Below are 14,485 nucleotides of genomic sequence, written 5' to 3' on the forward strand. Positions count from 1 at the left end.
AGAAAGTCTGGGTTTGTCAGAATACAAAATCGATAGCCTCGGCCGAAATCTCCTCCTGTTCCGCGTTTCCGCTTAATGCAATGTCCTTGATCAGGGTATAGGGGCGTTCGCAAATTTGGGAAAGGATTTCCACAAAATCTTGAGCGAAATTGTCGATCATATTTTGCGTAAACAGTTTCGTGCAGTATTCAAAAAGACCGTTCAACCCGTCGTTTTCCAGCGTAATTTCCAAGGTCAGGTCGAACTTGGCGATTGTGTGCTTGAACGCATAGGCTTCTGCAGGAAGCTCGCCGAAATGCGTGATTTGGTCGTCTGCATTTTGCAGCACGAACATCGTATCGAACAGTGGATTCCGCCCCTGATCCCACGTGACCTGAACTTTTTCGAGCAGCTCCTCCAGCGGATAATCCTGACTTTCGAAGGCTTGAAGCGTCGTTTCCTTGATCTCCTCGATATAGGAGAGTAACGGCTTGTCGCCCGCCGGATAGCTGCGGATGGCGAGCGAATTGACGAACATTCCGACGATCGGCTCCACATCGGCATGCGTTCTGCCCGCGATCGGCGTACCGACGATCACGTCCTCCTGCCCCGAATATTTGTGCAGCAAGATCGTATAGGCCGCCAGCAGCAGCATATATAACGTAGCTCCGGTATCCTCGGCGATTTGCAGCAGTCGTTCGGCCTTCGCTTTGTCCATGACAAACCGAAGCTCATCCCCCTCATAGCTGCGCTCGGACGGTCTTGCGTAGTCCGTCGGCAGCTCCAGCACGGGAAGCTCGCCGTCCAATACGCTCGTCCAATACGCCTCCTGCCGTTTCATCCGTTCTCGCTTCGCATCGGACTGCTGCCACACGGCATAATCCTTGTACTGCACCCGCAAAGGCGGCAGCTCTTCCCCATGGTACAGCCGGACCAACTCGTCCAATAAAATGTTCAAGGAGATCCCATCGGAAACGATATGGTGCACGTCGAACAGCAAAATTTGCCGTTCCCGGCCGAGCGAAATCAGACCTGCCCGAAGCAACGGCGGGCGCTCCAAATCAAACGGACGGACATATTGCTGGATGATCTCTCCGGCTTCCTCCTCGCTCGCCTGTCCGACCTCCAGTGCAAACTCCACCTCGCGGTATACGCGCTGCACCGGGTCTCCGTTCACCAGCTCGAAGCCCGTGCGCAAAGCCTCGTGGCGCGCAATCAACCCGCGAAAAGCTTGCTCCACGCGCCCGTGGTCCAGCTGTCCGTCAATGATCAGCGCGACGGGCATATTGTAAATGTGCTCCGCTCCGTCCAATTGACGCAAAATATAAAGCCGTTTTTGCGCGGAAGATACCGGGTAATATTCCCGTTCCTCAACCGCCGGGATCGATTCATAAATACTCTCCTCCATCCGGGCGACCGCCTGGGCCATTTCCCCCAGCGTAGAGAAGCGGAACACATCCCGCATCGGAAACTCCACATTCATTTCCTTCTGTATTTTGCTCGCCAAAATGGTCGCGCGCAGCGAATGGCCGCCAAGATCGAAGAAATTATCGTTCAAGCCGATCTTCTCCAGGCCGAGCACGTCTTGCCAGATTCCGGCCAGCTTGATTTCCTGCGGTGTGCTTGGCGCTTCGTACTCCGCTCCGGTCTGTACGATCCCGTCCGGAACCGGCAGCGCCTTCCGGTCGATCTTGCCATTCGGCGTTAACGGTAACCGCTCCAGCCGCATCAAACGCGAAGGCACCATGTGCGAAGGCAAGGCTTGCTTCAAGAAAGCTTGGAGCTCGTCCAGCTTGAACGTTTCTTCGGCTGCGACGTAGCCCGCCAAATATTTTTGCCCTCGCTCGTCCGTGCGGTCGACCACGATGGCCTGCCGAACGCCCTCGAAACGCAGCATCGCGCTCTCAATCTCGCCAAGCTCGATGCGGAAACCGCGAATTTTCACCTGATAGTCGATCCGGCCGATAAAGTCTACGTTGCCGTCCTCCATCCAGCGGGCCAAATCTCCCGTACGGTACAAACGCTCTCCCGGCGCGAACGGGCTATCGACAAATTTCTCTGCCGTCAGCTCGGGACGGTTCAAATATCCGCGCGCCACTCCGATGCCGCCGATGCACAATTCGCCGAGAAATCCTACAGGCACGGGCTTCATCTGCGGATCGACGATATAGAACTTCGCGTTCAGCCACGCTTTGCCGATCGGCACGTTGCCCGTATCCGGCAGCTTCGAGAGCGGCTCGTCATAGAAGCTGGAATCGATGGCGGCCTCAGTGACGCCGTAAGCGTTAATAATGCGGAATTGCGAGCCATAGCGCTCCTGCAGCACCCGGTAATCGGACACGCTGCAGCTGTCCGAGCTCGTGATGAGCAGCTTCATCGAGCTCATCTCCAGCCCGTTCTCGGCCACATAGTCCATAAACGGAACGATCAGCGCCGGCGTCGATTCGAAAACGGTAATTCCGTAGTCGCGAATCCATCCATACATGCGAGCCGGATCGATGCGATCCTCCTTCGGGCAGAGAACCATCGTCCCGCCGTTATACAGCGTTCGCGCCACGTCCCCGACGAAGACGTCAAAGGAGAAACTGGCGAGCTGCAGCAACCGCACGGGGGACTCGTCAAGCCGGTATTCCCGGCGATAGGCGGCCGCCGTATTCGTCAGGCTGCGGTGCTCGATCATGACGCCCTTCGGGCGGCCCGTCGTGCCCGACGTATAGATCACGTAGGCCAGATCGTCCGGCTCGTTCACGTTCGGGACGTTCGCCGGATCGCCGGCATACAGCGCTTCGTCATCAAGGCAAAGCACGGTCTGGAGCGCAGCATCCTGCTTCAGCCAAGCCTGGACGCGGTCTTTAAGCCCCGTCTGCGTCAGCAGCACGGTCGAAGCGCTATCCTCCAGCATAAACTGGATGCGGTCCTGCGGATAATCGGGATCGAGCGGTACATAGGCGCCTCCCGCTTTCCATACCGCCATGACGCCGACGAGCGTTTCCGCCGAACGGTCGGCCAAAATGCCGACGATCGATTCCCTGCCGATCCCAAGGCCTCTCAGTACATCTGCAAGCCGGTTCGCCCGCTCGTTCAGCTCCCCGTAGGTCAATTGCTTGTCCTTATCGACGACGGCGATCTGCTCTGGCGCCTTCGCCGCCTGCTCTTCAAAGCGCAAAGGCAGCAGCTGCTCCCGCGAATCGTCAACGGCAGGCGGGTTGAAGCGGGTCAAAATGTTTTCTCTCTCGGCTTCGCTCAGCAGCGACAACTCGCGAAGCGTCTGGTCCGGGCGATCCAGGATTTGAGTGATAATGGCAAGCAGTTGGTCGACCAGCCGGGACGCTTCGCCGTCATCGTACAATTGAGCCCGGTAGCTGACGTGCAGATCGATCTGTTGATCGTCGATGGAATCGTACACGTCCACGAGAAAATCTCCCGCTTCATGGCCGCCAAAATTAGGGTAATGCCGGACGCTCAGGTTATCGTAATGCTCATGTCGAAGCGGCAAGTACTCCATCGATACACGGAATAAATCTTGAACCTCCTGCTTGTTCGGGTAAATCTCCCGCAAGTCCTGAATGAGCTGGTTATAAGGGTATTTTTGGTGGCGCAGATCCGACTTCTGTTCTTTGGACACGTATTGCAGCAAGGAAAGCAGCGTCTGGTCCGGATCGACCGATATTCGGCCCGCAACCGTGCTTGCGAACATTCCGAGCGTCTCTTTTTCTTTCTTCGAGGTCCGGTTAGCCAAAATCGTGCCGACCGAGATATCCTCATTTCCGGTCGCTTTGTACAGGTAGATGTACAGCACGGCCAAAAACAAAGTAAACAAACTGACGTTATGCTGCTCGCTAAAAACCTTTAATTTCTCGTAAAACGTACCGCTGAGCACGACGCTTTTTCTTTTGGCCTCGGTGCTCACGGCATACGAGGAATACGACTTGACGCCCATGACCTCGGGCAAGGTACGAAACTTGTCCAGCCAGTATTCCTTGTCTTTCTGGTAACGGTCCGACTTCTCGTATTCCTGATCGGCGTGAATGTAGTCGAGGTAAGTGCTCTGCGCACGATGCGCCGGAACGTTGCCTTTTGCAATCTCTATATAATACTCCATGATCAGATGGAGCATCGTATCCGAAGATATGCCATCCAAAATAATATGATTGAATTTGCAAACGACCCAATGCTCGTTTTCGTTAACTTTCAGAATCACAATATGATACAATCGGGGCTCGAACATGCCGATGGGAATCAGGTTGAAACGATCCGTCCACGCTTCCGCTTCCGCATAGCCGTCAACCTCCGCATAATCGCATTCGGGAACAATATTCGCAGGCTGCTCGAACCACTGCACCGGCTCGTTATTTTCAAACGCAATCCGGATCCGAAATGCGTCATTTTGCCGGATGATATGATAAATCGCCTGTTTTAAAACGTCTACGTCAAGGGGGCCTCCCTGTATTTTCAAAGATTCAGAGAGCATGTTTAAGGTGGTATCCGGGTTCATCATTTCCGTGTACCAAATTCTTAGCTGCGCTTGCGTTAATGGAAATCGTTGATTCGTATTCTCGCTCACATGGACACTCCCCTAGTCTAGAAAATTCGTTAGTCAGACCACGCAATCTAAGGATGCAGCCGGTGCGCTCTGATGTGCCAGAAGGTGCGAACGACCGCCGGCTGCTGAGCTTCCTACGCCGAATCGTTACTTTGTTGTGGAATGATACGAACAGATGCACCTTCAAAAACAGTTAATACTCGCCGGATTGCACCGCCTGCGGAACAAGCTGCAAGGAGTCCAGCGAGCCCATGAACTTGTCGAACGGCAGAACGATCAGTTCTTCTGTAAAATCGGGCTCATGCCCGCACACGGCCAGCTTGTACGGACCGTCCACAGAATACTGCTTGAACCAGTACTCCTTCAAATCCGGGCTGTGCAGCAGAACAGGATTGCCCTCCGACGTGACCCGGACCGCGAAACGGTCCAAAGGAAGAGAAAGTCCGACCCCTCTTTGTTTAATAAAGCTTTCTTTCAAAGTCCACAGATCGTAAAAATAAGATAACCGCTCCGCAAACGGACGCTGCTGCAAATCGTATGCCTCTTCGGGGGCGAAATAATGATAGGACCATGAAAAATCGATGTACTGCTGCTGTTCGATATCGACGCCTACCGGCTGCTCCGAGACGGCGCATACGACCCATTCGCCGGAGTGGGATACATTGAAATGAACATTCGGAAAACCGTCCAGAGACGGCTTTCCGTAAGCATTATAGATATACCGGATATCCGGGGGCCGAAGCCCCCATTTTTGCCCGATGAGCCACCGTGCCAGCGCTTCCCCGACCAACGTTCTGCATCGGTCCGCAGGCTGCTTCAATCTTGCGGCCTTCGCCTGCTTTTCCTCCGATACGCAATCGTACAGCTGCTGCATGATGCCGTCCCCGGGCTCTCCGGATAACCGGACTGCGTAAACTTCGATCGTCATAGGCGTCGGTTAGTGCCTTCCCCCCTGTTTATCGACATAGACCGAACGGAGCAGGGATCTTTCGAACGGAACGCCTTGTGCCGTCACACCTTGGACTTCGACGGACGTTTGGTAAACGCCCGGCTCTTGGGCCGCCGTCAGATCCAATTCGTTATTCGCGCCTGCCGCCGCTTGTTTTTTCAACGATTGAATTTGCTTTTTGCCCGGATTGCCTTGCTCAGGGATAAAGCTCACATTGTAACGAACGTTGAGCTTGTTGGAGGACACCCCGTTGCCGTCGGCTTCTACACGGAATTTTTGCTTGTCTTTGGTCGTCAGCTTGAGCGAATCGGAAAGAGCCGAATCGTATTGAACCGTCAGCAGATGCGCTCCAGGCTTTTTGGATTGCGCCTGCAGCGTCCACTCGCCCTGCTCCGGCTTGGCAACGACTGCCGTATGGTGCCAACCGTTTTTGAACAGCTCCTGATCCTGCTCCACCTTGACGTCGACCGTTCTTTTCTCGCCGCTTGGCGCAATCAATTCCAGACGGTCGGCCGGTTGATCCGCAATCCAATCGAACGTGATGCTCCGCACGTTGTTTTCGACGAGAAAACGCTCGACGGCGGTGCTGTCATGCTTGCCTCCGCGAATCAGCGTGCTGCCGGGTTGAACCGACTCAAGCGGATTCATTTCCCGCGATGCACTTTGTACGCTGCTTTCCGTCTCCGCCGCCAATCCGGTTGTGGCTGTGGCGGTCAAATAAGGCTTGATTAGCGGGAACATCGGCGTGCCGTTATGAACCACCTTGTGGTCCCACGGTCCGATCTTCACCATGGTGCCCTTCGGATTATGAGCGCTGCTGACCGTCACGACGCCGTCGTTCGAACCGAACTTCGACAAGTACAGCCCTCCGAGGAGATAAATCGGACTAGAATCGTGCCAGCCGTCGCCGGCGAACGTGTAAATCTTGTTCTTCGAAACGTTGGCATGCGTATCGGTAATCGAACGGAAATAGTTCATGTACGACGTTTGCATGGAGTAGGTACCCTCGGTCTTATAACCGATCAGGTCCGCCAGCCATCCCGCCCAGTCGGAGTAAGCCAAATCGGCGAGCTGCGACCCGTGGTGAGGGCTGCCCAAAGTAATGACGTTCGAAACGTACGGATAAGCGCCGTAATGCACGAGAGCCGTTTGCGAATCGACTCCGCCTTTGCTGTGGGCGACAATCACGAGCTTTTTGCCCGGGAACGCCTTGGAGATTTCCACGATTTTATCGGCAAGCAGCTTGCCGTTATCCCACATATTTTTCGAAGGGCCACCCGAATCGTACAGCTCGACGAAAGCGGTTTGATACCCGTTGTTGTAAGCCGTTTGGTACATATCGTTCGTGTTGTACCAAGTTCCTGCGTTGCTTGTTAAGCCTTGTACGAACAAAATGACAGGGTAGTTCGGATTCAGATTGCTCGGTGTAGCGCCTCGCGCCCAGGTTCCGGGCACTCCGGACAAATCCGGGTTGGGTGCGGCAGCGGAAACCGGCGCTGCGACGACAGCCCAGAGCAGCAGGCATGAGAACAGCAACGACAGAACTCTTTTATTCATCAATAACATTCCTCCCCAATAAAATGGTGAACCAAGTGCTCTTTCGCTACGATCTACGCCTGCGGGCTTAGACCAATTCCGGTTGAAGCAAGTTCGACGCGCAGCATTCCGTTACGGCCTGCTTCAAAATCTCGCAACCCTTGGCAAGCTCCTCCATCGGAATCGTGAGCGCAGGCATCAGCTTGACAACCGCATCGTTACGTCCCGCTCGCTCGATGATAAGCCCGAGCTCATAGCAGCGCGAGGCAATCGCTTTGGAGAGCGTCTCATCCCCGCTGCCCGACGTGTCGATTCCCCAGATGAGCCCTCTGCCCCTTACCGCAAGACGCGGGTCGATCGGCAAAATTTGCTCCTTCAAAAATTGCTCGACGAATCTCGCTTTGCGTTCCGTTTCCGCCTCCAATCCGGTCTGTTCGCGGAATTCGAGAGCGGCCGTAGCGCCGACGAAAGCAAGCTGGTTCCCCCGGAATGTGCCGTTGTGCTCCGCCGGCTTCCAGACGTCGAGCTCCGGCTTAAGCAGCAGCAAGGACATCGGCAGCCCGTAACCGCTGATCGATTTGGAAAGCACGGCCAGATCGGGAACGATGCCTGCGCGCTCGAAGGAGAAGAATGGGCCCGTCCGTCCGCATCCGACTTGGATTTCGTCGCAAATGAGCAAAATGTCGTGACGGTCGCACAGATCTCGCAGCTGGCGGAGCCATTCGATCGGAGCTTCGTTCAGACCGCCTTCCGCCTGGATCGTTTCGAGGATGATCGCAGCCGGTTTGGCGATACCCGAATGGTCGTCCGTCAGAATGGCCTCCATATATCCGATCGTGTCCAATCCGTCGATAAATCCTGCCGGGAAAGGCATGAAGGTCACGTCGTGCAGCGGAACTCCGCCAGCTTCGCGGTGATACAGGCTGCTGGTGGCGGCCAAGCTGCCGAGCGACATGCCGTGAAACGCGCCGATGAAGGCAAATATGCCGGTGCGCCCCTTAACTTTTCTCGCCAGCTTGAAGGCCGCCTCTACCGCATTGGTTCCCGTCGGGCCGCAAAATTGAACCTTGTGGTTCAGACCGCGTGGCTTCAGAATCTTATCCGAGAACGTCTGCAGAAACGTTTCTTTGGCCGAAGTGTACATGTCCAGCCCGTGGCTGATGCCGTCCGATTGCAAATAGCTGATGAGCCGCTCTTTGATAAAGTCGTTATTATGTCCATAATTTAAAGCGCCCGCGCCGGCAAAAAAATCGATATACGACTTGCCGGACTGTGCATATAGGACGGAGCCTTTGGCACGTACGAAAATGTCCGGGAACGAACGGCAATAAGATCTAACATTGGATTCCAAGGCTTCGAATGTGTTCACTGTCATATCATAATCTCTCCTCAGGTATGATTTATTCCGTAAAGTTAGTTAAGGGCTTACCTCCGCGATGTTGTTCTTAATGTTCGTAGCCTCTTTCTAAAGCGTCTGGCAAACGGCAATATCGCCTGCAACAAGGGCGGAACCTGGATTGTTTAGGGATTCGTCATGCTGCAAACTTCCTTCAGGTGTTTCCTGTAGGACTCGATGCTTGTTCTGAAAACGGGTCATGCGATAAACTAAAGAGTAAGGTTTTGTGTGTAGGAATGATGCGGGTGCGGTTTCTTGCTGCGATGAACAGAACGTGGGTTGAACAAGATGTTTGAGATGGAGCAGGTTGATTTTAAGCAACCGGTCTCCCATTTTATGGAGCTTTTTTTCTGCCCGGAGTTTACGAAGGGCAAATGTTTTGCGGCGTCTTCCGTTGTGTGCGCGAGCTTGCATCGGCATTCAAAATCCAAGAAGGCCTTCGTGAGAACATCCGGTCGTCACCCCCTTCTATGTGATTACAAAATAACCAACACCTGCTAATTATATACAATTATTAGGCTAAGATAACATGGTAGTAAAGTCCTATTTTGTAATCAATTATAAACTTTTGTTCAAAAATTAGACATTTTTACAAACGTTTAATAAAGCCGATTCAGAGAATTCGACATTTTTGTTCCAAAATTTTGTCGATTGATGACGAAATATGTAGATTATCTGGTTTCCAGCAGCCAAAAAAGAAAAAACGGCCAATTGACTATCTGTTTTTTTCGTATACAGCTGACAGGCTCGGAGAGCATTTTTTCAAATACTTAACATTTTTTAACGCAAAAAAAGCTGCCGAAGGGATAGTGCGCTATCCTTTTCGGCAGCTTTTTGAATTGTTGGCCGGTGGTTATCATCCAGAGGTTTAATATGCCTTCGGCACCTCGACCTTCCGGGTTACCCCGTCCTCCGTAAAGTACAGATGGACACCGTGGTCCTGATCGTCCAGAAAATACGAGACGTACTTCGGTTCGCCGTGCTTGACGGGCACCAGCAGGGTGACGAGCCGATGGCTGCGCGCTTCCTTCGTCGCCGCTTTCAAGTGCCAGTGGACCTGCAGCCCTTCGTACTCAGACGGATCGACGTCCGTAAATTCGTTGTGCTGCGTCAGCTCCAGCTCGCCGGACGAACAGTAGACGAATCGTCCGTCCATATCCGCTTTGCGGCCCTGCACCTTAAACGATTGTCCGGACAGCTTCATCTCGTACAGCGTATGAAACAGCCACTCAATGCGGCCGGGCCGCTCCAGATCGATCAGATCCGCGACAACGACGAACGACTTCCCGAAAAAGTACAGCTCGCGGACATAGCGCTTCAAGTAAGGGACGTGATGCCGGTAGGCCGCCGTCGCATTGCAGCAGGAATAGCCGTAACCGTCCCGCTGCTCTGCCGCCTCGACGATGCCGGAGGCCGCCATCGCCAGCACTTTATCCGTTCCGGCGTATTGGCCGAGCCCGTCCACGAGAATATTGTTGGTGGAGCGCGTCTGTCTCCGCCAGTTCCGGTGCATCGTGCTGCCGAAAGCGACGTAATGGCCGCTCTCGATCGCAAGCGGCTCGCCGTAGGCATGCAGCAGGAAGCCGTTTTGATCGCCGTGGCTGTGGCTGACGGAACCGTACTTGCTGCTTTTCGATAGCAGCATGATATGGCGCTCCGGGTCGGACATGTTCCCATGGAAAGCGACCCAGCCGACATCCCGGAACCATTTGACCGGCTCGATCGACGCTTCCATTGGCGGAGTCGGCTCGATCGCCGGATAATCGTGTCGGTACACCATTTCGTCGAACCGGAAATCCCACCAGCCGTAATTGTAAAATTTCATTTCCGAGTCCGTATCAATCTCCTTAACCCGCTCGAAATACCACTGATACAGACCGCTCCCGGTCACTCCGGCAAACTGGCGGATGTTGAAAGCGGTCTTCAAGCTGACGGGATCGCCGAGCGTGGACTGGTCGCCGAAGCTGGCGCGCAGCGTATCCGGACTGAAGCAGTACAACGGAAAATCGCCGGTTTTGGCGAAAAACGGGCGGCGGTAAAAATCGATGCCGGTATAGTTTTTGAGCAGATTGAACGCTTCCGTCACAAACGCCATGCCGGTCGTCCAGTACATCGGACCTTCCGCCCAACCGCCGTCCGCGCCTCCCCACGGCGTGTACAGGTTCGCGTAATACTCAAGCGTATAATCGAGCCATTCCTGCGCCTTCGGCTCCTCACCCAACAAGGCGATGCAGCACGGAACCATCACGCTGGATAACGAGCGTACCGCGTGACTGTCGAACGGCACGTGATGGATTTTGGACCGCTCCATCACATGATACGCCACAAGTCCCGTTCGCGTAAGCAGCGAACCGCGGACAAGCTCGCGCTCCGTTTCACTCAACGCGTCATACAGCCAGTCATAGCCCCAGGCAAGCGCGCCCGCTACCCGAAACGACGCTTCGTCGTTGTAATCGCGCGAGGTCGTTCCTTCGGGATTCCAACCGGCTACATGCAGCAGCCACAGCTTCGCTCGCCTGATGAGCGCCTCATCCTCCAGCACGATGCCGGCTACGGCCAAATGCCGGATCGCGTACAGCGCTTCCTGACAATCCAGGTACATGTTCCGCCACAGGCTCGCGACCCTTTTGTGGTCCGGATACGGCTGCGGCTCCGCAATAAGCTCGCGCCCGATCCAAGGCTGGACGGATCGCTCGTAGAACGTCTCCCAGCCGCAATAGGACGGGTCCTCCCTGACCCTGCGGCGGAAGTCCGGCAGCTCGGAAGCCTGCAGCCACAGCCGCGGATGTGCCGCCGAGGCTTGCGCATAGCGGCGGTCCGGCGAGGGTAGCGGCGTCTCGGGCAGCCCTTCGGGCACGGCGAAGCGCCGTACCCGGCTCCAGACCGTGCGGCCCGCTTCATCGTCCGTCAGCAGCGCATACCGCCAGTAATACGTGCCCGGCTCCAGCGGACGGTCCGGCGTATACAGATTATACGGAACCGGCCCGACCGTCTCCGTTTCCTCCTCCGCAAACGCGGCGCTGCGGGAAATTTGCAGCACGTACCGGTCATGCTCCAATTGCGCCGGAATCCAAGTAAACCTGGGCGGATTTTCGGTAAGGACGGTCTGTTCGTCCGGCGCGTACTGCACGGTCAAAACCCCGCTCTGCGGCTCGTATAACGGTGACAGGCTACTCATGGCGCTCTCCTCCTATGACGGCTAGTCCCTGCTCCGTAAGCTCGCAGGTGCGAATTCCCCCTGCCGATACCACTTGAACTGCGCCAGAGGGAGACTCCTTCAAGGCCATCCGTTCTTCGGCGCTGTACACGTGAACAAAGCGCGCGCTGCGGCCATGCCGGCAATGAAGCAAAGCGGTTAGCGGCAGGCTCGGGTCGACGCTGGTGCCCGGAGTCCGTACGGCATAGGCTTCGTCTCCCGGCTGAAGCAGCGCCGTATGATAAATCCGCCCGCCTCCGGGCGCCTTGTACGACAGCCTCAGCTCCCTCGCTGAGCCGACGGGAGCCGCAGCCTCGTAACGCTTAACGACGGGCAGACGCTGCCACTCGCCTTCGATCGCCAGCGGGTAGAAGACGCCGTCATCCGGCGCTCGCTCTGGGCCAGTCTCAATGCCGGTACGGTCCGCTTCTTCTTCAGCCACCACGACCGGGTGCATCCACCATTCGATCGACGCCTCTTCCCCTGCCGTTACCTCGAACCAGTCCAGCAGCCATTGATCGGTCAGCAGCAGGTGCCGGTCCATCCGGCAGCCCGGATACGCGCCTTCCGACCGCAGCCATACGTACGTATGGACCGCTGTCTCTTCGAACCGGAGGCAGCTTCCGGTGTGGGCCGTCTGCGACGCTCCGCCGAGCGATACGGTGTTATGGCTTGCCGTTTCGGCGAACCACTGCTTGCGGAGCTCCGACCCGTAAGGCACCATGCCGAACTCCGGTGTAAACGCAGTCTCCCGGTGCATCATCGTCAGATGAAGCTTGTCGTAATGGCCGTGAGAGCCTCCGTGCGGACCGAAGTCAGCCAAAAACGACAACGCGTTCGACGCCCTCCGGCCCACGACGAAACCGGAATCGCGGAGCAATCTGGAGCCCCGCCGCAGCCCCGTTTCTTGACCGCAAGCACCGTCCGCCCCATTCGTTCCCACTGCGGCCCTTTCGACGAACCGGCGTGCCGCAGGCTCTTCGCCTTCGCCGTACAGCAGCGCCTCAAGCTGGCAGCGCGCGCCGTCCGGACCGCCCATCTGCCGGTACGCTTCGCGCAGGACCGGAACGATCCCCGGCTGACGGTACCGGCTCAGGCCGATCTCCATAATCTCGGCGATTTCTCTGGCATAGGGCAGCCGCTCCATCGGGCCGTCATGCAAGGCGGGCAGCACGCCCCGGTCGTCGGCAAGCGCAGCCAGCACGTCGAACATGCCCGACATCGATTGACCCGCCGTCCCTTCGACGTCATATAAATCGATGCCGAAACGCTCCGCCATTTCCGCCGAGATCAGGTACGCCCGCAGGACGAACACGTGATAGTACGTACTGCCTTCGAACTCCAGCTGGTCCGGCTTGACGCCGATGGACAAATGATGCTTCCACCCCCCTTCGCCCGCGATCAGGGCAAGCAATCCGCTTCGATCATTCTTCACCGCGTGGACGCACGAAAGCGAAGCGTTAAGCCAAGCCGTGTAATTGTTCTCGGCATTGCCCCGTTCGTGAATCAAAATGCGGCGGTACTCCGTCATACTTGCCTCAAGCAACCGCAAATAGCCGTCGATCGCCTCACGCTCGGGCCCCGTCCAAGTCACGCCTTCGTCGCTTAACAGCAAGCAGGCGCGAAGCAGCGTCGTCGACCAGATCGCTTCCGTCAGCGCCTGGTGAAACGCCCGGCCTTTCAGCATCCACGGCTGGGCGTCCGGATGCACCGGGTAGTCGGGAAACTGGCGCGCATACCCGACAATGATCCGCTTCGCCAGCAGCGCATAGGCCGCTTCGCGCGAAGCCGCATAGACCGACGCCGCTTGAAGCGCGGCGCGGGCCAAGGACAGGTGTTTGAACACCAGCCAAGCCCCGCGGTACGCTTCGCCTTCGATCAGGCAGCCGTGCGGGCAACGGAACGACTGCGCATCCCGTTCGGCGGGATCGAACAGCAGCTCCGCATGGTGACGGGGGCACACGTATTGGTGCCACCAGCCGCCCGGCTCCACGGGAATATGCAAGCTGCCTGCCGCTTCCAGCCGATCCAGCTCCTCCTTGAGCTCGGCCAGCACCCGCCGCCCCCAGGCGTGCTTCTCCGTTTTATGCCGGATACCCGTACTCATCGCATCAACATCCCGCCGTTGATCTCGATCGTTTCGCCGGTCAAATAAGAGGCCAGATCGGAGGCCAGATACAGGACGGCGCCTGCCACATCCTCCGGCGTCCCTTCCCGCTGCAGCGGAATTCCGGTAACCGTCGCTTTGCGCGTTTCGTCCGTCGTAAAGGTGGCATGGAACATCGTGTTGCCGATAAAGCCGGGAGACACGAGATTGACCGTGATGCCGCTGGGCGCCGCTTCCTTGGCGAGTCCTTTGGAATAAGCCGATACGGCCGCCTTGCTTGCGGCATAAATGCTTGAACCCGGTCCGCCTCCGTTATGGGCGGCAACGGACGACATATTAATAATGCGGCCCGCCCCTTTCGCCTTCATGCCCGGAAGGACGCGCTTGCACATGAATACCGTGCTTTTCAGATTCACATCCATGATCTGCTGATACAATTGTTCGGTCATGTCGATGTTCGGCTGGCGCTTCACCAGATGGCCGGCGTTGTTGACCAAGATATCGACTGTTCCGCCAAACGCCCGCTCGACCTCGGATACGAGACGGTCGATCTCCGCACCGTCCGTCACATCGGCCTGGACGAGCACTGCTTCGCCTCCGGCCGCCCGGATGGCGGCAACCGTCTCTTCCCCCTGCGCCACGTTGCGCAAGCAGTTGACCCCTACCTTGGCGCCGCTCGCAGCAAGCGCGACCGCAATCGCACGGCCGATCCCTGCGTTAGAGCCCGTAACCAATGCTACTTTTCCCGTCAAATCGATGTTCATATGAATCTCCTCCGC

At 56.5% G+C, this 14,485-nt stretch carries 9 protein-coding genes; 1 reads left to right on the forward strand and 8 read right to left on the reverse strand.

The features are described 5' to 3' along the window. Positions 1-16: 16 nt before the first annotated feature. The 5 genes from NI000_RS36900 to NI000_RS02370 all read right to left on the reverse strand — a co-directional run bounded on the left by NI000_RS36900 (position 17) and on the right by NI000_RS02370 (position 8,817). Entirely contained in the window at positions 17-4,543 is a 4,527-nt protein-coding gene (locus NI000_RS36900; protein WP_253407324.1) for a non-ribosomal peptide synthetase, read from the reverse strand. A gap of 172 nt (positions 4,544-4,715) precedes the next feature. Next, on the reverse strand, positions 4,716-5,450 hold the full coding sequence (locus NI000_RS02355; RefSeq protein ID WP_253407325.1) for a 4'-phosphopantetheinyl transferase family protein: 735 nt from the start codon (positions 5,448-5,450) through the stop codon (positions 4,716-4,718). Between the two features lie 9 nt (positions 5,451-5,459). Further along, on the reverse strand, positions 5,460-7,028 hold the full coding sequence (locus tag NI000_RS02360) for an esterase/lipase family protein (protein ID WP_253407327.1): 1,569 nt from the start codon (positions 7,026-7,028) through the stop codon (positions 5,460-5,462). A 67-nt stretch (positions 7,029-7,095) separates the two neighbouring features. Next, a complete protein-coding gene (gene ectB / locus NI000_RS02365) occupies positions 7,096-8,376 on the reverse strand; it encodes a diaminobutyrate--2-oxoglutarate transaminase (protein WP_253407428.1) in 1,281 nt (426 codons plus the stop codon). A 96-nt stretch (positions 8,377-8,472) separates the two neighbouring features. Further along, positions 8,473-8,817, reverse strand: coding sequence for a hypothetical protein (locus NI000_RS02370; protein ID WP_253407329.1), 345 nt, complete (start codon positions 8,815-8,817; stop codon positions 8,473-8,475). Positions 8,818-9,047: 230 nt separating this feature from the next. On the opposite strand from NI000_RS02370, the gene NI000_RS02375 reads away from it, so the two are divergent. Beyond that, positions 9,048-9,275, forward strand: a complete 228-nt coding sequence (locus tag NI000_RS02375) for a hypothetical protein (RefSeq protein ID WP_253407330.1) — start codon at positions 9,048-9,050, stop codon at positions 9,273-9,275. Here the strand turns inward: NI000_RS02375 and NI000_RS02380 are convergent. Genes NI000_RS02380 through NI000_RS02390 form a run of 3 tightly spaced genes read right to left on the reverse strand, consistent with a single transcriptional unit; the run spans position 9,272 to position 14,470 of the window. Then, positions 9,272-11,581, reverse strand: coding sequence for a DUF4962 domain-containing protein (locus NI000_RS02380; RefSeq protein WP_253407331.1), 2,310 nt, complete (start codon positions 11,579-11,581; stop codon positions 9,272-9,274). The two genes, NI000_RS02375 and NI000_RS02380, sit on opposite strands and share 4 nt — an antisense overlap. After that, positions 11,574-13,706: a heparinase II/III domain-containing protein gene (locus tag NI000_RS02385; protein ID WP_253407335.1), complete on the reverse strand. Its 2,133-nt coding sequence runs from the start codon at positions 13,704-13,706 to the stop codon at positions 11,574-11,576. The genes NI000_RS02380 and NI000_RS02385 overlap by 8 nt, the downstream gene beginning before the upstream one ends. After that, the gene (locus tag NI000_RS02390) at positions 13,703-14,470 is read right to left on the reverse strand and encodes an SDR family NAD(P)-dependent oxidoreductase (RefSeq protein ID WP_253407337.1); all 768 of its coding nucleotides are present in this window, start codon (positions 14,468-14,470) and stop codon (positions 13,703-13,705) included. The genes NI000_RS02385 and NI000_RS02390 overlap by 4 nt, the downstream gene beginning before the upstream one ends. Between the last annotated feature and the right edge of the window lie 15 nt (positions 14,471-14,485).

The sequence above is a fragment of the Paenibacillus tyrphae genome (genome assembly GCF_024158745.1).
GTDB lineage: Bacteria > Bacillota > Bacilli > Paenibacillales > NBRC-103111 > Paenibacillus_G > Paenibacillus_G tyrfis_A.